The 24366-nt window shown below is 33.3% G+C and carries 18 protein-coding genes; 6 read left to right on the top strand and 12 right to left on the bottom strand.

Features of this window, described 5'->3' with window-relative positions; genetic code table 11:
• Positions 1-102 precede the first annotated feature (102 nt).
• A complete protein-coding gene (locus tag IC221_RS08470; protein WP_188168547.1) occupies positions 103-1347 on the top strand; it encodes an AGE family epimerase/isomerase in 1245 nt (414 codons plus the stop codon).
• A gap of 20 nt (positions 1348-1367) precedes the next feature.
• Positions 1368-2168 carry an aldo/keto reductase gene (locus tag IC221_RS08465; RefSeq protein ID WP_188168546.1) on the top strand — a complete coding sequence of 267 codons (801 nt, stop codon included), beginning with the start codon at positions 1368-1370 and terminating at the stop codon, positions 2166-2168.
• Positions 2169-2554: 386 nt separating this feature from the next.
• On the opposite strand, the gene IC221_RS08460 is transcribed toward IC221_RS08465, so the two are convergent.
• Positions 2555-4705, bottom strand: coding sequence for a prolyl oligopeptidase family protein (locus IC221_RS08460; protein WP_188168545.1), 2151 nt, complete (start codon positions 4703-4705; stop codon positions 2555-2557).
• A 239-nt stretch (positions 4706-4944) separates the two neighbouring features.
• On the opposite strand from IC221_RS08460, the gene IC221_RS08455 reads away from it, so the two are divergent.
• Both IC221_RS08455 and IC221_RS08450 read left to right on the top strand, forming a co-directional pair.
• Positions 4945-6159, top strand: coding sequence for an adenylate/guanylate cyclase domain-containing protein (locus IC221_RS08455; RefSeq protein ID WP_188168544.1), 1215 nt, complete (start codon positions 4945-4947; stop codon positions 6157-6159).
• A gap of 986 nt (positions 6160-7145) precedes the next feature.
• On the top strand, positions 7146-8516 hold the full coding sequence (locus IC221_RS08450) for a T9SS type A sorting domain-containing protein (RefSeq protein ID WP_188168543.1): 1371 nt from the start codon (positions 7146-7148) through the stop codon (positions 8514-8516).
• 160 nt (positions 8517-8676) lie between these two features.
• On the opposite strand, the gene IC221_RS08445 is transcribed toward IC221_RS08450, so the two are convergent.
• On the bottom strand, positions 8677-9288 hold the full coding sequence (locus IC221_RS08445; RefSeq protein ID WP_188168542.1) for a hypothetical protein: 612 nt from the start codon (positions 9286-9288) through the stop codon (positions 8677-8679).
• 447 nt (positions 9289-9735) lie between these two features.
• Between IC221_RS08445 and IC221_RS08440 the strand changes: the two genes are divergently transcribed.
• On the top strand, positions 9736-10233 hold the full coding sequence (locus tag IC221_RS08440) for a transposase (protein ID WP_188168541.1): 498 nt from the start codon (positions 9736-9738) through the stop codon (positions 10231-10233).
• A gap of 353 nt (positions 10234-10586) precedes the next feature.
• Here IC221_RS08440 and IC221_RS08435 read toward each other — a convergent pair whose 3' ends face one another.
• From IC221_RS08435 to IC221_RS08420, 4 genes are all read right to left on the bottom strand, one after another.
• Entirely contained in the window at positions 10587-11237 is a 651-nt protein-coding gene (locus tag IC221_RS08435; RefSeq protein WP_188168540.1) for a TorF family putative porin, read from the bottom strand.
• 313 nt (positions 11238-11550) lie between these two features.
• Positions 11551-12249, bottom strand: a complete 699-nt coding sequence (locus IC221_RS08430; RefSeq protein ID WP_188168539.1) for a DUF2490 domain-containing protein — start codon at positions 12247-12249, stop codon at positions 11551-11553.
• Positions 12250-12362: 113 nt separating this feature from the next.
• Positions 12363-13748, bottom strand: coding sequence for a carbohydrate porin (locus tag IC221_RS08425; RefSeq protein WP_188168538.1), 1386 nt, complete (start codon positions 13746-13748; stop codon positions 12363-12365).
• Positions 13749-13938: 190 nt separating this feature from the next.
• Positions 13939-15438, bottom strand: a complete 1500-nt coding sequence (locus IC221_RS08420) for an arylsulfatase (RefSeq protein ID WP_188168537.1) — start codon at positions 15436-15438, stop codon at positions 13939-13941.
• Positions 15439-15572: 134 nt separating this feature from the next.
• Between IC221_RS08420 and IC221_RS08415 the strand changes: the two genes are divergently transcribed.
• Positions 15573-16514 carry an AraC family transcriptional regulator gene (locus IC221_RS08415; RefSeq protein WP_188168536.1) on the top strand — a complete coding sequence of 314 codons (942 nt, stop codon included), beginning with the start codon at positions 15573-15575 and terminating at the stop codon, positions 16512-16514.
• A gap of 321 nt (positions 16515-16835) precedes the next feature.
• On the opposite strand, the gene IC221_RS08410 is transcribed toward IC221_RS08415, so the two are convergent.
• The 6 genes from IC221_RS08410 to IC221_RS08385 all read right to left on the bottom strand — a co-directional run bounded on the left by IC221_RS08410 (position 16836) and on the right by IC221_RS08385 (position 24361).
• Positions 16836-18098 (bottom strand): hypothetical protein, encoded by a 1263-nt coding sequence (locus IC221_RS08410; RefSeq protein ID WP_188168535.1) that lies wholly within the window; start codon positions 18096-18098, stop codon positions 16836-16838.
• An 18-nt stretch (positions 18099-18116) separates the two neighbouring features.
• Positions 18117-18821, bottom strand: a complete 705-nt coding sequence (locus IC221_RS08405; RefSeq protein WP_188168534.1) for a DUF4625 domain-containing protein — start codon at positions 18819-18821, stop codon at positions 18117-18119.
• 136 nt (positions 18822-18957) lie between these two features.
• Complete coding sequence (locus IC221_RS08400; protein WP_188168533.1) at positions 18958-19914, bottom strand: magnesium transporter CorA family protein; 957 nt, start codon at positions 19912-19914, stop codon at positions 18958-18960.
• Between the two features lie 96 nt (positions 19915-20010).
• A complete protein-coding gene (locus IC221_RS08395) occupies positions 20011-20532 on the bottom strand; it encodes a hypothetical protein (protein ID WP_188168532.1) in 522 nt (173 codons plus the stop codon).
• A 76-nt stretch (positions 20533-20608) separates the two neighbouring features.
• A complete protein-coding gene (katG, locus tag IC221_RS08390; protein WP_188168531.1) occupies positions 20609-22780 on the bottom strand; it encodes a catalase/peroxidase HPI in 2172 nt (723 codons plus the stop codon).
• 612 nt (positions 22781-23392) lie between these two features.
• The gene (locus IC221_RS08385) at positions 23393-24361 is read right to left on the bottom strand and encodes an ATP-binding protein (RefSeq protein WP_188168530.1); all 969 of its coding nucleotides are present in this window, start codon (positions 24359-24361) and stop codon (positions 23393-23395) included.
• Between the last annotated feature and the right edge of the window lie 5 nt (positions 24362-24366).

Here is a 24366-nt window from a genome sequence, read left to right as displayed (position 1 = left end):
TCCATCATTCAACCCACCAATACCTATGAATCGGTTATTGGTGGGTTTTGTGATTAAGAGAACTCCTCTTAACTTTGGCTCTCAATAAATAAAAAATGAAATATGAAAATTAAATACTTTACTATCTTACTTACTTCCCTCCTATTTTTTAAATGTTCTAAACCAAGTGAAAATGAAAAAACAACGGATCAGTATGAACAACAAGCCAAGCAACTCATTGGCTTTTTTGATGATCATGCATGGTCTGAAGAACTAGGAACCTATTATTCAGAAATTGATAATGAAGGAAAGGTAGTTTCCCAAAAAGTTTATACAGTAGCCACAAGTAGATTGATCTATGGCCTTTCATTTGCATCAAAATATGATCCTGCCTATTTAGAAAAAGCCCAAAAAGTTGCGGAATTCCAAAAGCAACATCTTATTGGAAAATCTAATAAGGGGTCTTTCTCGCATTCATTTGTTGAAGATGCAAAGGCAGGAAAGCAAAGCTCTTTAGATGTTTGGCAACAGGCCTACGGGTTGTGTGGATTGTCAGAGCTGTATCGTCAAACAAAAAATCCAGAATTATTGCCTATTCTTCATCAGCTTCATCAAGGGTTTATTACTCGATTTAGAGATACAGAAAAAGGTGGTCTTTGGGGAAATTATGATGTAGAAAAAGGACAGGTTTCCGGATCAAAATCATTACAATCATTGATGTATCCATTGACGGCTTATATGCTCAATCTTTGGGAAGCTGATCAAGAACATAAGGAACTTTATGAAGGTCAGATTAAGGAAAACTTATCTCTTTTGTATCAATATGGATGGAATCAAAATACAGAATGGGTAAATGTTCAACTTAATGATGATTGGTCTCCAAAAATGAAAGAAGATGGAACAATGGATTTTACCGTTACTGTAGGACATAATTTCCAGTTATCCGCATTATTATTAAGAGCTTCAAAATTTCAATTTCTAGATCATCAAACAAAAGTGCTTTATAAAAAGCTAGGTGAACAAATTATTGATATCACTTTGAAGAAAGATATTTTTCATCAGCAAAAAATACAAAAAGGATTTTATTCCGAATTTGACCCCAATACTTCTAAAGTGTTGGACGACAGAAAGACTTGGTGGCAACATGCTGAAGCAATAATAGCACTGTCATTGTATGAAGGAAAATATGGTGACGAAGGACATTTGTTTGAACAATATTTCTTTGATACCTTTGTTGACAGTAAATATGGAGGTGAGTATTTTTATGCTACAAAAGATGATCAACCGATCACTTCTGAACTGAAAGGAAGCATAGGGAAATCTACCTATCATACAATAGAAATGATACGATTTTTAAATAAGAAATAATAATTAGACCTATAAATAAAATGATGATTCTAAATGATGGGAATCAAATCCCAAGCCTAGGTTTTGGTACCTATTTATCAAAAGACGAAGAAGTAAAACAAGCTGTATTGGCTGCTTTAAAAGCAGGTTATCGTCATATTGACACCGCTATGATTTATGAAAACGAAGCTGGTGTAGGTGAAGCGATTAAAGAATCTGGTGTTCCAAGAGAAGAGTTATTTATCACAACTAAGCTTTGGAATGAAGACATCAGAAAAGAAAATGCTGAAGAAGCATTAAAATTAAGTTTAAAGAAATTACAATTAGATTATATCGATTTATATTTGATTCATTGGCCTGCAAAAGGTTATGTAAAAGCATGGAATCAATTAATTGAATTACAAAAATCAGGTTTGATCAAATCTATTGGGGTGTCTAACTTCAACCCTCATCATTTGAAAGATTTAGAGGAGTCAGGAGTAGTTCCAGCGATCAACCAAGTGGAGATTCACCCTAAATTACAACAAGCAGACTTGATTGCTTACTGTAAAGAAAGAGGTATTCAAGTACAAGCATGGGGCCCATTGATGCAGGCGGCTTTATTCCAAGACGAAACGCTAAAAGCAATTGGAGAAAAGTATAATAAATCTACTGCTCAAGTGATGTTGAGATGGCACTTACAAAGAGGTGTAAACGCATTACCAAAGTCAGTCACTCCATCAAGAATTGAAGCAAATTATCAGATCTTTGATTTTGAATTATCAAAAGAAGACATGAATCAAATTGCAGAGATGAATGAAGGTAAACGTGTTGGGCCAGATCCTGAAACATTTGATTTTTAAATTAAAGATTTAGATTTCAAACTACACAATTTATAAAACAAAGAATCCACTTCAAAACTTGGAGTGGATTTTTATAAATTACAATTTTATACTACTAAATTTATATCTAAGTCTTCGATAAACAACTTCTAGTTTGCTTTATCCATGTTACAAAAGTAGTTATTTGAACCTCCAATGATTTACACAAAAAAATCAACAATTTACACAAAAGCTCTAAGTTGACTTTTTAAATGAATTCTGAAATTAGCATCTCTTAAAGATATATCTAAAATTGTGTGCTATAGTATCTGAAACAGAGAGGTTTCAATATTAAAAAGCCCGAAAAGGATTTGTACTTTTCGGGCTTCATTTTATACAGTATTTTCAAAAAACAAGAAACAATTCCTCTACATTGCTTTCTTATTTAATTTATGATCTAATGCTGGAGTTACATCCATATTATACCAAGCAAAACCAAAGATATCAGCATACTCTTCAATAATCATACTTGTTGGCTTACCTGCGCCATGACCTGCGTTTGTAGCGATTCGGATTAACACAGGATTTTTGCCTGCATCTTTCGCTTGTAATTCGGCAGCAAACTTAAAGGAGTGAGCTGGAACAACACGGTCATCGTGGTCAGCAGTTGTAATCAAAGTAGATGGATAATTAACTCCATTTTTTACATTATGATATGGAGAATAACCCTTTAAGTATTCAAACATTTCCTTTGAATCTTCGGCTGTACCATAGTCATATGCCCAACCTGCACCCGCAGTAAACTTATTATAGCGTAGCATATCCAATACACCTACAGCAGGGAAAGCTACAGCTGCTAAATCAGGACGCTGTGTCATTGTTGCACCTACCAAAAGTCCACCATTTGATCCTCCACGTAAAGCTAATTTTTCAGTAGAAGTAAATCCTTCTTTTTTCAGATACTCCGCAGCAGCAATAAAATCATCAAATACATTTTGCTTGTTCATTTTAGTTCCTGCAGTATGCCATTTCTCACCATATTCTCCACCTCCTCTAAGGTTTGGAACTGCATAAACTCCACCATTTTCTAACCAAACCACATTGGCGATAGAAAAACGAGGTTGAAGACTTACATTAAATCCACCATATCCATATAGTATTGTTGGATTTTGTCCGTTCTTTTCTAACCCTTTTTTGTAAGTAATGATCATTGGAACTTTAGTACCATCTTTTGAAGTATAGAATACTTGCTCTGAAGTATAATCATTAGGATTGAATTTCACATTCGGGCGGATGTATTCTTTGGATTCACCACTTTCGATAGTATACTCAAAAGTAGTTGAAGGCATTGTGTAAGAGGTGAACGAATAGAATAAAGTCTTGTCCTCATCGTCTCCATAAAAACCAGAAGCTGTACCTACACCTGGCAACTTGATTTCTCTTTCTTTGTTACCTTTTAGGTCATATTGGTATACTTGTGAAATAGCATCTTTCATATATTTTGCAAAGATTTTCTTTCCACACATACTTACAGAGAGTACATTTTCAGACTCTGGAATTAAATCCTTCCAATTCTCTCTTTGAGGTGAACTAACAGGAACTACCACAACTCTGCCATTTGGAGCATTAAAGTTTGTTTCAATCCATAAATTGGTCTTATTCGAGTAAATAATGTTATGATCATTGTCAGTATTATCAACCAATGTAACAATCGGAGCATTATTTTTAGATAGTTCTTGAATATAAAGCTCATTTCCAGAAGTATTAACCGCTGCAGAAATCACCAAATATTTCTCGTCATCCGTTACATAAGCACCAACATATCTTCTAGGTGTTTTCTCACCACCAAATACCAATTGATCTTTGTCTTGCGTAGTACCCAATTGATGATACATCAATTTATGATGTTGTGTCATACCTGACAGTTGAGAACCCTCTTTAGGTTTATCATATTTGCTATAATAAAACCCTTCATTATTCTTCCATGCTATATTAGTAAACTTAGCATCTTTAACAGGATCTTCTACAATCTGTTTGGTTTCTGTATCAATCACATAGATATCTCTCCAATCTGATCCACCTGTTGATGTTGCATAAGCAGCTAATTTCCCATCATTTGTAAATTTCACGGTGGACAAAGAAGTTGTGCCGTCTTCTGAGAAGGTATTAGGGTCTAAAAACACCTCTTCTGTTTCAGAATTAGCCTTTTTTCTATAAAGTACATATTGATTTTGAAGTCCGTCATTTTTATAGAAATACAACCAATCACCATGTTTTCTTGGAGCAGTGATTTTTTCATAATTCCATAATTCAGTTAAACGATCTTGAATTCCTTTTTTGAAAGGGATTTTTGAGAGAAAAGCCTGAGTGGCTTCATTTTCTGCGGTAACCCATTGAGCAGTTTCTTCCGATTTATCATCTTCTAACCAACGATAAGGATCTTCTACATTTGTTCCAAAATACTCATCGTTTACAATTTCTTTTTTTGTTTGTGGATAGTTATATTCCATTTGCTGTTGACAAGCAGTAACAGCAACAACACTCGACAGCAAGAGAGCCGATGCGACTTTATTGTTCATGTTTAAATAATTAAAATTGGTAATCAGCTATAAATTTATAACTCAATGGGAGGTTGTCAAAAAATATATGAACAAAAGTTTATGATTAAGGTCAATTTCTGCTATTACATTTAAAAAATTGCTTGATGGTCATAAACAATCCGTTCCGTTACTTGATTCATTTTAAATGATTAGTATATTTATTCAGTATATAGTTATCTATTGAAATTCATTTCTGTCACTATTTCTTTTTTAATTTAATGAGCAAAGAAAAGTTTCAATCCTCCTCTGAGATACTCAAATTTCATCAAATTACTCAAGGAGCTTATATAGTAGGAGTAATTGGTCACATTAATGCTACATTACTTTTTTGGTACTTAGAAGTATCTGAATTGGTCTATTTTAATATATTCTTTAGTGTACCTGCATTTGCAATCGCACTTTATCTAAATTCAACAAAGCACGAAAACTTTGCTTTCTCCATAGCTTGCATAGAATTGCTTTTTCATCAAGTAGCATCAACCTATTATCTTGGATGGGACTTTGGAGCTCATTTTTGGTTGATTTACTTAGCCGGGCTTTGTTTTTTCAATCCCAATTGGCATCGCTTTTTTCAGTACGGCTTACTCTTTATTATTTGTTTTGTTTACGTGACCATTTCTTATGTTTTTCATGATGGAGTCTACACGCTATCTGAAAATATGAGCCATATTTCCTACATCACTAATGCTATCTCCACTATTTTAATTACTTCATTACTCATCAATTATTATTCAAATACCACCAAGAAGTTAGAACAAAACCTATTGGAAGAACAAAAGGTGATTGAGAATTTATTAAATAAAATCAAGTCCTTATTCGGGCAACAGATTTCACATAAAATTGCTAAACATATTATCGAAAATGAGGAAGGTATAAAAACCACTAATTTCCATGCTTCTATCATGTTTTTGGATATTCGTGACTTTACCGTTTTTGCAGATTCCAAACCTCCTTCAGAAGTGGCTAAATTTCAAAACATCGTATTTGGAGAAGTGATCAAAATAATTAGTGAGAATCATGGTGTCGTATTACAGTTGCTTGGCGATGGATTGATGGCCGTATTTGGTGCCCCTATTCGATATAAAGAACATGAAAAAAACGCTGTAAATTCAGGTTTTGGTATTTTAAAATGTATCGATAATATGATCAAGGCAGAAAAAATCCCTCCTATTAGAATTGGTATCGGTTTGCATGCTGGAAATATTGTAGCAGGAAATATTGGTAATCAAGAACGACAATCCTATTCGCTTACAGGTCGAAATGTGATTATTTCGGCAAGAATTGAATCTTTGAATAAAGACTTTAATAGTCAATTTTTGGTTTCTGAAAGTATCTTTCAAAAAATGAATCATGACGAAATAAAAGGTGAAGATCTTGGAGAGGTAAAATTAAAAGGTTTTGGAGAACCAACAAGGGTATATAAACTAGCCTAGTCTTATAGAAAATTTAGGACGAAACACGCTCATTTTTTACTTTCTAAAAAATCCTTTGCAGAGCATTATCCAGCTGTTATCAATGCACTGTTATGTGTTGTATGTATTCATAAATGAGTTGATTTTGTCAAAAGTAGAGTTAATCATTTTATACTTTTGTGTTTGACTAGCATCAAGTGAAAGTGTTGTTACCACTTCTCTCCTAATATCATGAGCATTTTGAAACTGATTGGCATGTGCTTTTTTATGAATTCAATAGTAATATATGTTGATCTTTATCCATAAAATATTGTAGTTCTCTTTCTTGATCTTTGAATGATCTTTTTACTTTACTCAAATGGAGTCTATTCCCTGATTTCATACTCAAATCACTCTTATGAATTAGTTTTTTCTCTTCCAGTTATATTCTTTGACTACAACATAGAACACCTTTTTTGTTGAGATGTTAAATCAAGTTTACCCAAAGTTATAAAGTACATTTCAATACTTTCATTGATGAAAATACACAAGGAAAAAGGAATCAGCAGTAAAAAGAAAAATAGGTTTCTTTTCATTTTTTTGAAGATTAAGGTGTATTGTAATAATACAAAAATAGAGTTACATAGAAGTAAATATTTAGATAAAATAGTTATGATATTGCACGTAATAGGAAATTTAGATGGAATAAACTAAAAATTCATTTTACCTCATAACTAAAGTGTTCAGTCTATAAATATCTATCCATTTCAAAACTCAATAGAAAGTAGACAACTATCAAAAAAAGAGGCCTTTTAGCATCAATAATGCCATATTCAAATCTCTGAAAATTAAAACTCTAAAATGATATTCTTATTAAAATTCAAGAAAATAATATACAGTTTTTATCTAGTATTTACCGTTGGGATTGTTTCAAATAGCTTTTTAATTAGAACAAAATAAAGATGCTAGCTATCTACATGTAAACTTTTAAATCGAGCCTTAAACAACAGGCATATAACTATTTTAAAATGAGAAACAACTATCTATTAATCTTATTTTTTTTACTGTTAGGAAGTAAGATTAATGCTCAAGAATGGAGCAACATTCCCGTACCAGCATGGTCAGGACCTAACTATTATTGGGAACTTCAGAGTAATCTCTCTGATGACTTTAACTATAATTTCAACGCCGTAAACTACAAAAGTAACTTTGGAAATGGAAAATGGTATAACTTCTACCACAACGCTTGGGATGGGCCAGGTACAACCTATTGGAAACACAACAGAGTAAAAGTGGATGGCGATAATCTAGTGATTACCGTTGCAAAGACTAACAACACGACGAAAATGGGAATTCCAGGTGTGTTATCTGGCTGTGTAACTTCTAATAATAAAGTGATTTACCCTGTTTATGTAGAGTCTGCTATCAGTGTAGCAAATATCTCTTTGGCATCTTGTTTCTGGCTTCTGAGTCCAGATGACACACAAGAAATTGATATTATTGAAAACTATGGCGGTGTACCTTGGTTTAAACAATTTACACACATCAGCCATCACTCATTTATTCGAAACCCTTTTACAGACTATCAACCGAGAGATTGGAATAGCTGGTACCAAGACAGCAGAGTAAATGGTAATTATGGATGGGGTGATTGGTGTTGGAATGGTGGAAACAGAAGGTATGTTAGAATGGGTGTGTATTGGGTTGGACCAAAACACTTTGAATATTTTATTGATGGACAATTAGTAAGAGTACTTTATCATAATGCTACTGCGACTAAAGTGAATGGAACTTGGCAATACCAATATTTTAATTCAATGTCTGGTCAATTTCCTACCAATAATGCAAATGGTTACACTGCTGTAACGACTTACACAACAAGTTCTAATTACAGCTTTCCAACGCTTCAGGCTGCAAGTAATAATTCAAATGGCATTAGTGTCATTGACCCAGGGAACTTCCAAAATGGAGCAGGTTTTACAAAAGCAATGGATATCATTATTAATGTTGAATCACAACATTGGTTAGCAACAAGTCACTCTCCATCGGATGCTCATTTAGCTAGTTCGGCAAGAAATCAGATGAAGGTGGATTGGGTAAGGGTTTATAAATTAAAACCTAATTCGAATGCTAGAAGTAATTCAACTGTATCTGATGTCCTTGAGGGTGAACTTACCAATGAGGGAATTAAACTTTCACCAAATCCAGCAAAGAATTTTGTAAGAATAACTGGATTGGGAGAAGGTGACTTTGAAGCTGCAATTGTTTCAGCACAAGGGAGTGTGATAACCACTCAAACTGTAAGTCAAGAAGCTAACACCATCAATACTTCTCAACTATCTCCAGGTATTTACATTATTAAAGTAGCAGGAGAAACTCAAAAACTTATCATTAAATAATAAGTAGATCATAAGCATCTTTATTTTATAGGAGTCTCAGGTTTATGAGACTCCTATTTTTGATCAGTACTTTAGTGCCATCAAATTTTGATTACAAATGGGTATAACATTTAATAAGATAGTATCTGAAGTTTTATTCCTAAAACTCTTTTTTGTATAATCAAGTTGAAATTCTTTCGTAATTCGCCTTTTGTATTAAATATTCATATCGATGAAATTGTTCTTCAGAAAAGATTCTTCTTATCGCATTTTTTCGTGCTCTATCCAACTGGTACCAATAAGCTGTTACATCTTGTTTATAGCCATAATCGGCTTTATTCATATTTAAGTAAATTTTATCAAAAGTATTATTTATGGCTTTATATTGTCTTTCTTGATAAGTATCTAAAGAAAGTAAATAAACCAACTCATTTCTTATATCCGAAGCGTAATTAAATTGCCCCGGCATATTTTCTAATATAAATTGATGAAGAGTGTCTTTCTGTGTATCATTCAAGAAATGAGATAACTCCTCTTCTTGGTTTTTGTAGGTCTTTTTTATTTCGTGAAGTAATGCCTTATTTCCTGAAGAAATTGACAACTTTGAATTCTTTATCAATTTAACTCTAGTAATATTATATTCTTTTACAACAGTAGCAAATGTTTCTTCTTGGTGAGATGATAGAGCTAACTTGTCTTTCAATACTGTAAAATCCATCTCAACTGAATCACTTTGGTGTATACAGGAGGTGAATGAAAATAATAATGTAATGAGAAATAAATATCTTTTCATTTTTACGTGATTTTAACTAATAATTTTTGATTGATTATGATACAAATGTAGTAGGTCACCAAAAGAAAAGATTGTAAAAAAGAGTCTGATATTTGTAAAAAAAGGGATTTATGAATCATGATTTAGGATACCTTCCTGTAGGGGCAGACCTATGTGTCTGCCTGCTGTACCACAATCAGGGACATAAAAAAAACAGTTAAATTATAAAATGAATAAACAACAATCGGATTTTTTGATTGTATAATATAGATCATTTCTTGTGAGTTTTAATTATGGTTGGTTTTGTAGTTTGATGGATAAACAAATGGTTTGTAATAGAGATGAATCGTATCATGTTTAGGCGGGTAGACACATAGGTCTGCCCCTACGTGGTTCTTGTGAGAAATCGTGGAATAAAATTTGTTTCAAACATGAATAAACGAACTATTCATTTATTCATAACGATTCATGTTAAAACAACTAACTTCTCGACACTCTATACGTCTGAAAGGCTATGATTATTCTCAATCTGGACTTTACTTTATTACAATATGTGTTCAGAATAAGCACCACTTATTTGGGGAAATTGAAAATCATGAAATGATAATGAATGATGCTGGTATGATGATCAAGCAATGGTATCAAGAATTGGAATGTAAATTCAATAATAACATTTGTCATGAGATGATCATTATTCCAAATCATTTCCACTGTATTCTAGAAATCAAGGAGCATCATGATAAAAATAATGCTACAATTGGAACAATTATTCAATGGTTTAAGACAATGACAACTAATGATTATATCCGAGGTGTCAAAGCCAAAAAATGGAAAACATTTGATAGACGTCTATGGCAACGTAATTATTGGGAACATATCATAAGAAATAATAATGAGCATGAAAAAATAGCTCAATATATCATCGATAATCCGTTATGTTGGTCAGATGATAAATTAAATGTATAACGTCCGTAGGAGCAGACCTATGTGTCTGCCCGCTGTACCACAAATCAGAAACACAAAAATGTCAATCACGTAAAACAATAATTTAATTGATGTTTTGTTTGATAATCATATTGTGGGATAATGAATATTATTTTGAAATGTTTCGTGATCTGTTTCGGTGGGCAGACACATAGGTTTGCCCCTACGTGGTTCGTATGTAACAATTAATCCTTTATAAAAACAAAAGAGAATGATAAAACAGATAATTGTATATAAAAAACACGCCCCATTTAGAAAACAGGACGTGTAAAAATTATTAAACTAAAATACGTGATTTTGAAATCGTTTATTATCAAACTTCTACTATTAATTTTTTAAATGTTCACTCCAAATAATAGGTGGAAGACTGAGGTATCTGGGTTGCAGACTGCTCCACAAAACAGAGAAGGACTATATTTTTCACTGACCTTTAAATCAACTGTTTTCATTAAACTTACATTGACTAATGTGAAATTATCATTGAGTGTATACTCATTGTTTCCAGCTCCTACAATCAATTCAAACCCTTTATAATTGTACCCTACTTCAACATAAATATCATATTCTTCACTGAAGTTAATGTACCCTGCAAAATGGAAATTCTTAATCCTTTGTATTACTCCTAACTCAAATGAGTGACCTACATTTGATAAGTCTTGTTCAACGTTGTGGATCGTTTTAGGACTATCAAATGTCGCTGTAGAGTAAACGTAATCTATAACCTGTAGGCTTAATCCTATTTTCTCAAAGGTATAACCTAATCTATATTCAAATTCATAAACCGAATTACTTTTAAGAAAGGCATACGTTCCCCATCCTCCAACATAAAAACCTTTGTAGTTCAATTCTATATCTGGCTGTATGGCAGGGCTATAACCGTAGTCAATTCCTCTCCATACATAGTGATTAACAAGATCAGCACCTGCTGAAAACTGCAATTTGTCTTGAGCATAAAGATTTTTACAAACCATTATGATCAACAACATTAGTATTATAGTTTTAATTATTAATCGCATTTTAGTCTTTATTTGAATGATGAGAAATGTATTCTATTTTCAACTTTGTGAAGTAAGTTTTTCCTACTCAACATTATCGTTGATATCAATCTACTTTTATTGGAAAAGTAAACTTGTCTTTTCTTTTTTCTTTAGTAAAAATGTAATGAGTAGTATGAGTATCATATTTATATTTTTAGTTTAATGATTTGTATTTGTCTTTCTGATACAATACAAAAGTAGTACTTGGCCAAACGAATCTCTTTTAAAAAAGGGTCAGGGTATTTTATAAAATGGTCAAACCTTATTTTCCTTTATTTTTTCGTTCGAATAATTTATTCACCTTAAGAGGTTTTATAGTATGATCTATTTTTACTCTTATCAACCAGCTTTCGTTCAGTATTTCTTCATTTCTAGGAAAAGAGCGTTCATTGATCAATTGAAGGGTTAAGAATGTATTTTTATACACATTATTCTTTACTCCAATTAAAGTTCTATTACTTGTCAATTGCGGACCATTGGGATCATTTAAATTGATAAAGGGTTCTACACCTAATGATATGACACCAAAAATTGTAGGTACACTGACGGATGGATTATACCTTAATCTGATATTATGATTTGAATTCCCCTCGAAGAATTGTTGTTCCAATCGGACTCTATTTGTAAAACTTATTCTATTGATTCTATTTCGAAGAATGATATCTTGATAGGGCCTTATCTCACCAACTACTGTAGGGCCATGCAAATAAAGCAAACCAGCTCTGAAATGGAGGTTATTTGACAAATCATACCTTAAACCACTTCTATATTGCCACCTTTCAAATCCAAATAAATCACTTCTGTAACCAATATCAGAATCGACTGATAAACGGTAGGATAACTTATAGGAATTGAAGTAATGCAACCATAAAACATGGTCCTGAGCCATCACTTTATTATCGGTCATAATAAAAACCAATAGAAAGGAAAGAGAGGTGATTACCTTTTTAATAGAAGTCATTTTGATTCGATTTTAGTTTGTATAGTAAAGCCCACCCTCCTACTTATTTTAAAAGAAAGCAGGTAAGGGTGAACTCTTGGATAATATGTGATGTGTGTTATTGATTCTCTCTTTTAGAAGAAATACCTCGCTTTGATCGTTGGAGCAAAGATGAAATCCGAATTTGTATTCATTGTCGGGTTTAATATGAACTGTGAACCCGGAGTAATCCAAAGGTCAGGTGTAGCTAACATCTTCCAATAAATCTCTGCTACCCATTGACCTTCTGTTCTTACATCTGGGAAGATTTGTCCTAATAATTGTTCCTTTTCGTTCATAGGATTTCTTATTTGACGAATACGTTCACGGTTCATTCTGGAGTAGTTAATACCAATACCTACTTCACCTTTGATATTAAAGGGTTGTAGATACACTAGTCCAATGGCGGCAGATTGATCTGCTTGAGTAGCCATACCCATTGTTCCACCTATTGAGGTGTTGTAAGTATAATTGGCAAAAGAAACTAAATTTCCCCATTGCTTAGTACCATGAACTTTCATACCCCAGCCAGAACTTGTTGGGAGAGGTGAAGTACTTACCTGATCAGAATAGAAAAAGAGTACATGGGCATGGTCAAAATCACCTTCACCTCTTACCCAATGTTTTCCAATTTCTAATCCTGTAAAAATCTCACCATTTCTAAATAATGATCCTAAATCAAAATCTCCTGCTAAAAGGTTATTGTCTTGAATTGAACCTGCTATGTATAACTCTGAATCTTTAATCGGTTTCCAATTAAATGCCATAGCTAATGAAGGAGCAGGAATTGGTAAAGTAGCTACAGGGTTTGTAAAACCTTGATTAGAGAAAGAAGTACGACCATCTTTAAAGCGGAAAAAATCCAATACCATTAAAGACGAAAAGTTACCTACTCTAAACCAAAGTCTATCTTGTTTTACTTTCTGTTCCCAATACAATGTTGAGAAATAAGGTCTGTCCCACATAAAGAAAGTTCCATCAATACCATTCAAAGAACCATTCATTATGGGAGTTAACGCTGGGTTTGTTCCTCCATATTGATGTCTACCATCCAATACTGCAGTAAAACTTCCTTCCCAATCTTCCCCTCTATTATAAGCAGTCCATTGTGCTTCAATGACATAGGAGCCCACACCAGCTGTGTTTACTCTGTCTGCTGAAATCATCTGTGATTGTGGACTTGCAGTAAACATGGTCGCATAACTGAAGCCTAATTTGAGACCGTGCTTTTTATATAAATCTTCTTTCCATTGAAAATAAGAACCTAAATGAGGCTTACCAAGTATCGAGCCTTGTTCAGGAAAACTATGTTCAAGATCTGTTTCTGCATCTACAGGGTTTTCAGGCCCAATATGCTCTTCATAATGATGTATATGTTCTGATTTCCCTATCTCTTTTTCTTGTGCTATTAAATTACCGCTCAAAAATAAAAGTGGCCATAGCCATTTAATGAACAGTAAAGTGTTAATATATTTTTTCATTGGTCTTGTTGAAATAGTCTAGTACCTATTTTATTTGTAGTATTCATTCAATTGAAAAGAATAATATCGAATGACTTGATTTTTATGTTTTATGTTGAAAAGAGATTTTATTAAAAAGGTAGAGAAATTACTTCCTCTACCTTTATTCATTTATCAACATAAGTCATTACTACAGTTGACAATCTTTATATTAGAACTCAGTAAAAGAGCCTGATTTTTGCCTTTTAGGGAATTCTTTGAAAGTCATCTTGAATTTTGCCATTTCAGTAATTGCATCATAAGCTACTGGAACTGCATCGTAGAAGAAACCATCATAGAAACCTGATTCTTTATGTGCTGACTCAAATGGATCTTCTCTTAAGTTGATGATCAATGGAGAGGCCAAATCAGTATAAGGAGTACGCCACACATCATAACCCTTGGCTTCTATATTTTCCTGAATACTTAAATGTACTTTCCATTCTCCTTTTCTGATTGCTGTGATTTTACCATCATCGTCACTATAAAAGTGAACTTCACGTGGAGCCTTTTCCGTTTTACCTGTCAAATAAGGCAAGAAGTTATAACCATCTAAGTGTACTTTATAATCTCTATCGATCATATTTGTACCGGCTTTTAATTCTTCTTTTACGTTATCATTACCTGCCGCTGCAACTAGAGTTGGGAACCAATCTAAGTGAGACATCATTTCGTTCGATACTTGTCCTGGTTTGATTTGTTCAGGCCATCTAATCATCATTGGCACTCTTACACCACCTTCCCAAGTTGTGTTTTTCTCACCTCTAAATGGAGATGCTCCAGCATCAGGCCAAGTACATTTCATCGCCCCGTTATCTGATGAATAGATTACAATTGTATTCTCATCAATACCTAACTCTTCTAAGTAATCTAATACAGTTCCTACCTGATGATCATGTTCTAAAAGTCCATCATGATAGACGAAACCTGTTTTCTTCGCATCCTCTTTCAAACGTGTCCAAATGTGCATTCTTGATGTATTTAACCATACAAAGAAAGGCTCATCGTTATCTACAGCATCTTTCATGAATCGCTTTGATGCACCAATAAATTCTTCATCAACAGTTTCCATTCTTTTCTTATTCAAAGGACCTGTATCAGAAATACGACCATCTGCATAAGAGTGCATTACACCTCTAGGCGTAAATCTTTTTCTAAACTCTTCTCCTTCTGGGAAGAATGGTGATTCTGGCTCCTCTTCAGCATTTAAATGGTAAAGATTACCGAAGAATTCATCAAAACCGTGATTTGTGGGTAAATGATCATCTCTGTCACCTAAATGGTTTTTACCAAATTGCCCTGTAGCATACCCTTGTTCTTTTAATGCTCCTGCAATTGTAGGATCTAATTCGCTCATCCCTTGAGGTGCTCCTGGTAAGCCTACTTTTGAAAGCCCTGTTCTTGTTGGGTGTTGACCTGTTATAAATGATGATCTACCAGCAGTACAACTTTGATCACCATAGTAATCAGTAAAAAGAATTCCTTCCTCACCAATTCTATCAATGTTAGGAGTTTTTGCTCCCATTATACCTCGGTGATAAGCACTTAAACTAAACCAACCTGTATCATCACCCCAAATTACTAAGATATTTGGCTTCTTCTTGTCTTGTGCAAAAACGGAAGAAAATGTTACCACTAACAACAGTAATGTAGCTAAATAATTTTTTTTCATTGTTCTAATTTTTTACTTTGAAATAGTATTTTGTTTTTTATTACACTACAAATGTAGGGGGTCTACAAACGGATCCTTTTTAAGAAAAGGTCAGGGTATTTTAAAAAAAGGTCAAACCGAAAAATGAGGTAAATATGGTTCGTACTGAGGGAAGTGAAGAAAGCTTAGATAAGGTCTTTCAAGCTGTTAGTGATAAATATAATGGCAATTGGGATGGAGAAGAGATGTCTTTTACTAGCGAAGAAGGTTACATTGAAGTCATTTCATTAAGGTATCTCAATGATTTCATTGTGGGTACACAAAGGCACAAACTTACTGATGGAAGTGTATGGAAACGAAAAAAGATGGACCGTAAATATATTACTATTCGTCTTGGTTCTCATAGTGATAGAAAGGAAAGGTCAAAAGGAACAACGCCTACTGAAGGAATTTTTATTTATAATTCATACGAAGACCTCACCTTCAATTACCCTAAAAATCATTCTTTGGAATGGATGGTTATTTCTATCCCTTACGATAAATTTAAATTACTCGATATTTTTCCCAATGATTCTGTATTGATGCAAATGTTTGAAATGGATACTTTTCTATTTCATTATATGCCAATGACATTTGATATAGAACTCTTGATTAGAAGCGTTTTTGATATTCGTAAAGACAAACTTTTAAGAAAACCATTATTCTTATCTAAAGCATTTGAAATTCTTGGTCGTTTAAACAGTAAAATGACGGAACAAGAGACCTTGAGCCAAAACCTTCACCCTCAAGACCTTGAACTGATGCTTGATTTGAAAGTCAAATTATTAGAAGATTACACCATTCAACCCAACTTGGATAATATTGCTTCTGATTTAGGAATGAGTAAATCTAAATTACAACGCTCCTTCAAGTCTGTGTTCAACACTTCTATTTTAAAGTATTTCAACACACAACGCTTGGAAGAAGCAAGAAGAAAAATTGAGTTTACAGATGATAGCTTGTCTTATATTAGTTATGATTTAGGGTTCAATGATATCTCACATTTTAGTACAGCATTCAGAAAACATTTTGGAGTTGCTCCTAGTGATATCAGGTAGGTTTGTAATATATTTCTAGTATGTTAAATCAATAAGAATTTATCCATTTTATAGTATTAATTTAGCACTTTTTGAAAAGTCTTCTTTACATTTACAAAAAACCTAAAAATTATGATATTATTTATTTCAATCACGGTAATTACAATAAGTATTATAATTAAAGTTAGCTCTAGTTTAATTGAATCGACATTGAATTTCAGAAAGTAAATTCTGAACAGCTTTAGTTATTTGTAGATTTTAGATGTATTCATTTGAAATGACTTAAAAAAACTCTATCGAGAACACACCTTGATAGAGTTTTTTATTTAGAAACAAGTTGAATTAATCGTGATTGTCAATTTCCAATTCAATCACATTACCGAAAACTCCGATATCAGAAATTGTATTTCCTGTTTCAAGCGGAGTATATTCTACCATATTTTTTGCTCCAAAAATATTAATGTAAGAGTTTGTTCCAGTATGAACATAAGCGAATTTTTCACTTACAGCTACTCTAACATTTTCACTTAAGTTTTCATTTACAATTGCACTATTTACAGGTACAAAAGTTCCTAAGTCATAAGCAACAAAACTTCCATCCTCTGCAAGAACATAGATCATTGTCATCATGTAGTTGATTTCGAATGCTTTTAAGCCATCGACGTCAATCACTTTTTCGATTGTTCCTTCCTCTACATCGATTTTGTAGATACCTTTTTCGTTATCAATACCTAAAGCTACTCTTAAAGTTGCTGTACCATTAAAGTATTTTCTGTAAATCAATTGGTCAAACTTCACACCTTCTTCAGGGTAAGCCAAAGTCTTTTCTTCCATTTCAATAATCGGGTCATTCCAATCACCCGTATTTTTAAAGACTACAGATAGTAGACCTTCATCAGTTGAAACAAGCCCATAATTTTCATCCCAGTTTACAGAATAAATATTTGTGGAATAGATGTCATTAAATGTATAGCTTTTATAGATTTCTTCGGTTCCAATGTGATATATATCTAGAACATTCTCTTCGCTTGTCAGTAAATAAAAGTTTTCACCAAAGCCAGAAGGGAGGTATGTAGTATTTACGCCTTCTTTTTGAATGTGATTTAGCTCAATTTCTGTTGCTGAGTTTCCATTTATAACATCTTCAGCATTAACACTAAATAAATTACCCGTTTCTTTTGATCTCCACATTGCAAAAAAGTCACTCCAATCCGGTACTGTTGTATTTGGAGTAGATGTTTCTATTTGGATGCTTGGTGGGTAGGTATGAAAATGGTTCATGTGCAAATCCAAACCAGTAAAAATAGAATAGACAGTGTTTTCGCTATATACTTTTGCATTGGCGATTTTTGCTCCTAATTCTTTAATTATTTTAGTTCCGTTTTCTTGAGTCATCAAAGTATCAATTCGATCGCTGTGTGGCTCTCTTAGCTCTACGATGTTATTGTCAGTGTAAGTGACTACAAGTTTCAACCCTTCAAATTCTCCATAAGGAGCATCTTCTGGTTTTTCTGGAGTATCGATTTCCTCATCAAGGATCTCATCTTTTTGGCATGAAAAAAAGGTACTGCCTAATAATAGTAGTAGAAATAAATAATTTTTCATTTATAGTCTAATTTGGTTTTAGAAATTAAAAATATTGATCACGGTATTTTGTCTTATATCAGAAGCAATAGCTTTTACATAGTACTCTCCGCTTGGTAAGTCCGAAGGGATAAGCATACTATCTTTGAAATCTATTACTGTTGTATTTGCGGAGCTAAAATCATAGAAGTTAGATAGGATTTCATTATCATTTGCATCCACTAATTGGATCGTCATTTCTTTGAGAATATTCAACCCTTCCAGTCTAAAAGAAATTCCAACTTGTTCATTGGGTGTAATACTTCCTTCCAATTCTATGTCTAAGAAACGGATGATAGGAACGATTAACAGCTCTCCACTTTCAATCGCTTTATCTCCCTTTTTATCGATAACGGTTAACTCTATATGATACAATCCAGTATCAAAATAAGTCGGGATAATCGGATGTTCATGAATGAATGTGTTTCTTCTTCCTTCGTAATATCTTGAATAATCATAAGTAGCTGCACTTGTATCTGTTAATGACTCAACAGTGACAATTACTTCAGACGCTACTTCTCCACCATTGACTTGTGCTTCTAAATGTAGGTCTACGCCCGCATAGCCTATTTGATTGTCGCCATGTCCTGTAGTACCTCGTCCGTATTTAAAGTTTTCGATGCTTAATTTAGATAATTCATCATCTTGGTTACATGATATCAAAGTCAATATCAATGCCACGTAGATTAGTTTTAGTTTTTTCATTTAGCTTGTTTTTGCAATACAATCGCAAATATAGACCGAGATGAAATAAATAATTTACTTTACTAGAAGTAAAATTCTTAATAAAAGAAAATTAAAGGTTGTACTTGTTGTTAACTGCAATATATTTTCAAATGAATCAATCAAACCATCCCTTTCTCCAAAAAATCCATAATTCCATAAGGGCGATCACGGTAATACTAATTAAGAAAATGAAATAACCATTCATCATATTCAATTCAGGCATATTGACGAAGTTCATACCGTAGATACCTGTCAAGAGTGTCAAAGGGACGAAGATTGCTTGGATTATCGTCAGTGTATTCAGTTTCTTATTACTTCTTTCTTGCAAAAGTAATTGATAGTGGGATTGCACCCCTTTTATATTTTCCTCCAAACGGCTGGTCAAGTCTAGAATAAAGCCATAACTTTTTATGGTCTTCCCTATTTCATCATCAATTCTGATCTCTCCATCTGCCCACCTGAGTCTTGGGATCGACTGTAAAGCAATGTATAAATCTTCTACAATATTGGATAGGTTGTGTACATTGTCTTTGACATCTATAATATCTGAAATATCTAATTCATCAGGGTCTTCATCAAGTTTTTGAGAAAGGTCATCGACCTCCGCTCTAGCTTTTTGGATACAGTGAGACGTTTTCTTGAGTACAAAGTTCACCATAAAGTAACTTAGGTAATTCAAGTCAACGGATAAATCAAAAGGATTATTATTCAATTCATTGATCATCCCGCTAAAAATCTGATTCGATTGATGAGCAATAGAAACAATGATACCCGGACGAATCATGATAGTAAGTGTTTCTCTCTTATAGATATCCTTCGAATTTGAAATGGGTAAATTCAATACCATAGTTTCAGAAGATAAACGAAGGTTCTGTAACCGGGAAGGTTTTACAAAATCTTTTAATATCTGTTCATCAAAATCGTGATCCTCCAAAATAGGTATTATCTCTTGTCGGTCATTTACTTTTATCTCTAACCAATAGTCTACATCATCCTCTAAATCATCAGAGTTATTATCGTTTTCAATCTTCGTTATTTTATTCTTATTGATTTGGTAGAGGTTTCTTATCATTTTTTGAAATAGTCGATTAAAGTTTATGAATAATTTATATTACAAATTTATTATTTATACTGCAAATCTATCATTCTTCAAGTTTAAGGCAAGTTTCTATTTTAAAGTTTCTAAATATTTTAATGCTCTTTTACTAACAGATTTTCGTTCATCTTTTGAGAGCCTAACTAAATGAGGTTGAATCCAAACTTTTAAGGTTTCCTCTTTCTTTGACCACTTAAAAAGAGTTTCCATAGTTTGATTTAAGACAATCCAATCGTTATTATTTTCAAGGTTATACTTCATAATCTGAGTAGCTTTCTGTTTTTGAACTTCAGTGATTTCTTTTTCTAGCAGAAGAAACAATTGGGCAAATGTCCATTGCGTAGAAGCTTGATCAATTTTTGAGATTTCATCAAGAAAACGATCGATATAAGGAATTAAATAGGTTTTATCCACCTTACCGATGCGTTTCATAGCATTTGATGTTCTTAACCTTACCACTTCATCTTCACTGAAATAACAATTGAACAACTCCTCAAATAATGCACTGTCATTTAATACTTCCGCCACAATTTCTATGGTATTCCCTAGTGAGTTAGGGTGTCCTCCTTTTAATCTATCTTCGAAATTTTTCATAGTTTGTTATAAATAAAAAGCCCACTAAAAACTTAATTTAGTGGACTTTCCATAAAAAGTAAATATTTTTTATGACTTATACATCATAACGATCTGCATTCATCACTTTATCCCAAGCTTTCACAAAGTCTTGTGCAAAAGCAACTTTGCTATCATCTTGAGCATAGTACTCACTGTAAGATCTTAGGATAGAATTTGATCCAAATACAATGTCTACTTGAGACGCAGTCCAATCAATCTCACCTGTTGATCTATTGACAATATGATATAAATTATGACCTGCAGGTTTCCAATTGTATTTCATGTCGGTCAAGTTCACAAAGAAGTCAGTGCTTAATTTCCCAACATTTTTAGTGAATACACCATGTTTCGTATTGTTATGGTTTGTTCCTAATACACGTAAACCACCAATTAAGACCGTCATTTCAGGTGCTGTCAATCCCATCAACTGCGCTCTGTCTAAAAGCATTTCTTCAGGTTTTACAGCATATTCTTTCTTCAACCAATTTCTGAAACCATCATGCAAAGGTTCTAAAACAGAGAATGAAGCAGTATCTGTCATCTCTTCAGTGGCATCACCTCTACCAGGAATAAAACTAGCTTTAATAGAAGGGTCAATTTCTTGAGCGGCTTTTTCTACTGTTGCTGTTCCACCTAAAACTATAAGATCAGCTATACTTACATCTTTAGAAAAATTAGATTGTATTTCCTCCAACTTTGAAAGTACTTTTCGTAGACGTTCAGGCTCATTGCCTTCCCAATCTTTTTGTGGAGCCAAACGAATTCGACCTCCATTAGCACCACCTCTAAAGTCTGATCCTCTGTAGGTGCGAGCACTATCCCAAGCGGTATTAATTAATTCTTGAGGGGTTAAACCCGAATTTAAGATTTGTGATTTTAAATCTTCTACTTCAGCATCTGTCAGCGTATAATCAACTTTAGGAATAGGGTCTTGCCAGATTAAATCTTCAGCAGGAACATCTGCACCCAAGTATCTTGATTTTGGACCTAAATCTCTGTGCGTTAATTTAAACCAAGCTCTTGCAAATACATCTTCAAAATAAGCAGGATCATTCATGAATTTCTCTGATATTTTACGGTACTCAGGATCAACCTTCATCGCCATATCAGCATCTGTCATGATCGGGTTTCTTTTCACATTCGCGTCAAAAGCATCCACCGGCTTATCTTCCTCTTTCATGTTTACAGGCTCCCATTGATTGGCACCTGCAGGGCTCTTTCTAAGTTCCCATTCATGATTTAATAGAAGATGGAAATAAGTATGATTCCATTTGTTTGGGGTCGTTGTCCATGCACCTTCTAATCCACTCGTTACAGCGTCCGCTCCACTACCTTTTCCTTTTGGGTTAATCCAACCTAAACCTTTCTCATAGATTGGAGCTCCTTCAGGTTCTGCACCTAATACTGAAGCATCTCCATTACCATGTGCTTTCCCGACTGTATGACCACCTGCAGTCAATGCTACAGTTTCTTCGTCATTCATCGCCATTCTACCAAAAGTAGTTCGAACATCGTCTGCTGTTCTTTGAGGATTTGATTTTCCTCCTACACCTTCAGGGTTGACATAAATCAAACCCATTACAACGGCAGCAAGTGGATTCTCTAATGTCTCACTATCGTCATTATTTCCATATCGGTTATTGCCTAACCATTCCTTTTCATTTCCCCAATAAATATCTTTTTCAGGATGCCAAATGTCTTCTCTCCCACCTGCAAATCCAAAAGTTTTGAAGCCCATCGATTCGTAAGCCATATTACCCGCTAGGATAAATAAATCGGCCCATGAAATCTTGTTGCCATATTGCTTTTTGATTGGCCAAAGCAAACGTCTTGCTTTATCCAAGTTTGCATTATCAGGCCAACTGTTAAGAGGTGCGAAACGTTGATTGCCTGTGTTACTACCACCTCTACCATCTGATGTACGATAAGTACCGGCTGCGTGCCAAGCCATACGAATCATAAGACCCCCATAATGTCCCCAATCGGCAGGCCACCAATCTTGACTATCGGTCATTAATGCTTTGAGGTCTGTCTTTAATGCTTCCAAGTCTAATTTCTTAAACTCTTCTGCGTAGTTAAATTTTAAAGCATAAGGTGAACTTTTCGAGTCGTGTTGGTGAAGGATATCCAAGTTTAATGTTTTTGGCCACCATTCTTGGACATTGTTTTGTGTTTGAGAATTTGTCCCTTGGTGAAAAGGGCATTTGCTTTCATCTGTGAAATTCATAATTAAGTCTAGGGTTATTGCTTCATTAATAAATTACAGTCAAATAGATTTTTAGGGATCTGTGATCACTAAAATTGAAAATGAGAAAATTTAAAATTATGTCGATTGTGTTTTTATTGGTATAAGTACGAATTCAAAATTATCAAATACTAATTCTATTTATTGTTTTGCGATTACTTCCTTCAAAAAACTTTTAATAGAACCACTATTAATACGTTTTTTAGCGTTGTACTTACAAAAAATAAATTAGAGTTAACTATGATTTATTTTTGACTTAATACTTAAAAAATTAACTCATCTTCTGAAAGAATTAATTCAATTTAGTGTATTGTTCCATACATGTATTACTATGTGTCTGTATCATTAAGTTATTTTATTTTCATCTAAAAAACAACGATTGTAAAATAACTATCAATGGAACTTGTTAGTTTCTTAAAAGTTTTCAAATTTGACTTATAAATTTGATGGATTTAATCATAAATCACTTGTTTTTAATTCATTACGATTATTAAAAAAAGTAAGGTTACCTTTATCGTGATCTCCTTTTTAATATCACTTCAAAAGATAACCTTGTAGTAAAAAAACGTTAGTCGCTGATGGTTTTATTCCTGGCTAAGCTGGTATATTAAAATGAAATGTTGTGCCTTGATTTAAATGAGAATCAAGCCAAATATTTCCTCCATGGAGGTCTAAAATCTTTCTGCAATGTGCCAAACCAATACCGGTTCCTTCGTATTCACAAGCAGGATGTAACCGTTGAAAGATGGCAAAAATTTTATCCTTATATTTTTTTTCAATGCCTATTCCGTTGTCTTTGACAAAGAAAATCCATTGATTCGTTTCTAAAGTAGCTCCAATTTTAATAACTGGAGTTGATTGTTTTCCTTGAAATTTAATAGCATTGCTAATTAGATTTTGAAACAATAATCTTAATTCAGTTTCATATCCATTGATTTCAGGTAAATCATTGATCAGTAATGTTGTATTTGTTTTTGAAATAAGTGCATCAATATCTGACCTTACATCTTTTAGAATCAGGTTACAGTCCACTCTTTCAATATTCATATTATGGCCTATTCGACCATAATCAAGTAATGCTTTTACTAAGTCACTCATTCTATCCGTAGCTTGCTGAATAAAATCGAGGTACTTGTCCGCATTTTCATCAATTACTCCTTTATATTGTTTATTTAATAAACTGCTAAAACTATTTATCGTATTTAAAGGTTCTTGCAAATCGTGACTCGCTATATAATTGAATTGTTCAAGTTCCTTATTTTTTATTTCAAGTTTAGACGTGTAGACTTTCATTTGATGGTCTAATAAGCGATGCTTGACAACAATAAAGTAAATAATCCAAACCGCCAATAATGATATTCCTCTATTCACAAATGCCATCCATGTCGTTTGATCATTAAAAGTAATGATCGGAACAATAACAGTGAGAATAGTAGCAAGAATAGAAAACCTTCTTGTTACTTTTATTCTTTCTCGAATTAAAAGTGCTATGCAACATACATATAAAACACCTACAGCTACGCCCAATGGTATTACTAAATCTATGATAAATACTATCGTCATTAGTA

It is taken from the genome of Flammeovirga sp. EKP202 (genome assembly GCF_014534745.1).
In the GTDB taxonomy this organism is placed as follows: Bacteria; Bacteroidota; Bacteroidia; order Cytophagales; family Flammeovirgaceae; genus Flammeovirga.
This window is presented reverse-complemented; position numbering and strand designations above follow the sequence as displayed.

Coding starts and splice junctions, on each gene's coding strand:
- IC221_RS08470 (WP_188168547.1), top strand. CDS start 103: ATGAAAATTAAATACTTTACTATCTTACTTACTTCCCTCCTATTTTTT.
- IC221_RS08465 (WP_188168546.1), top strand. CDS start 1,368: ATGATGATTCTAAATGATGGGAATCAAATCCCAAGCCTAGGTTTTGGT.
- IC221_RS08460 (WP_188168545.1), bottom strand. CDS start 4,705: ATGAACAATAAAGTCGCATCGGCTCTCTTGCTGTCGAGTGTTGTTGCT.
- IC221_RS08455 (WP_188168544.1), top strand. CDS start 4,945: ATGAGCAAAGAAAAGTTTCAATCCTCCTCTGAGATACTCAAATTTCAT.
- IC221_RS08450 (WP_188168543.1), top strand. CDS start 7,146: ATGAGAAACAACTATCTATTAATCTTATTTTTTTTACTGTTAGGAAGT.
- IC221_RS08445 (WP_188168542.1), bottom strand. CDS start 9,288: ATGAAAAGATATTTATTTCTCATTACATTATTATTTTCATTCACCTCC.
- IC221_RS08440 (WP_188168541.1), top strand. CDS start 9,736: ATGTTAAAACAACTAACTTCTCGACACTCTATACGTCTGAAAGGCTAT.
- IC221_RS08435 (WP_188168540.1), bottom strand. CDS start 11,237: ATGTTGTTGATCATAATGGTTTGTAAAAATCTTTATGCTCAAGACAAA.
- IC221_RS08430 (WP_188168539.1), bottom strand. CDS start 12,249: ATGACTTCTATTAAAAAGGTAATCACCTCTCTTTCCTTTCTATTGGTT.
- IC221_RS08425 (WP_188168538.1), bottom strand. CDS start 13,748: ATGAAAAAATATATTAACACTTTACTGTTCATTAAATGGCTATGGCCA.
- IC221_RS08420 (WP_188168537.1), bottom strand. CDS start 15,438: ATGAAAAAAAATTATTTAGCTACATTACTGTTGTTAGTGGTAACATTT.
- IC221_RS08415 (WP_188168536.1), top strand. CDS start 15,573: ATGGTTCGTACTGAGGGAAGTGAAGAAAGCTTAGATAAGGTCTTTCAA.
- IC221_RS08410 (WP_188168535.1), bottom strand. CDS start 18,098: ATGAAAAATTATTTATTTCTACTACTATTATTAGGCAGTACCTTTTTT.
- IC221_RS08405 (WP_188168534.1), bottom strand. CDS start 18,821: ATGAAAAAACTAAAACTAATCTACGTGGCATTGATATTGACTTTGATA.
- IC221_RS08400 (WP_188168533.1), bottom strand. CDS start 19,914: ATGATAAGAAACCTCTACCAAATCAATAAGAATAAAATAACGAAGATT.
- IC221_RS08395 (WP_188168532.1), bottom strand. CDS start 20,532: ATGAAAAATTTCGAAGATAGATTAAAAGGAGGACACCCTAACTCACTA.
- katG (WP_188168531.1), bottom strand. CDS start 22,780: ATGAATTTCACAGATGAAAGCAAATGCCCTTTTCACCAAGGGACAAAT.
- IC221_RS08385 (WP_188168530.1), bottom strand. CDS start 24,361: ATGACGATAGTATTTATCATAGATTTAGTAATACCATTGGGCGTAGCT.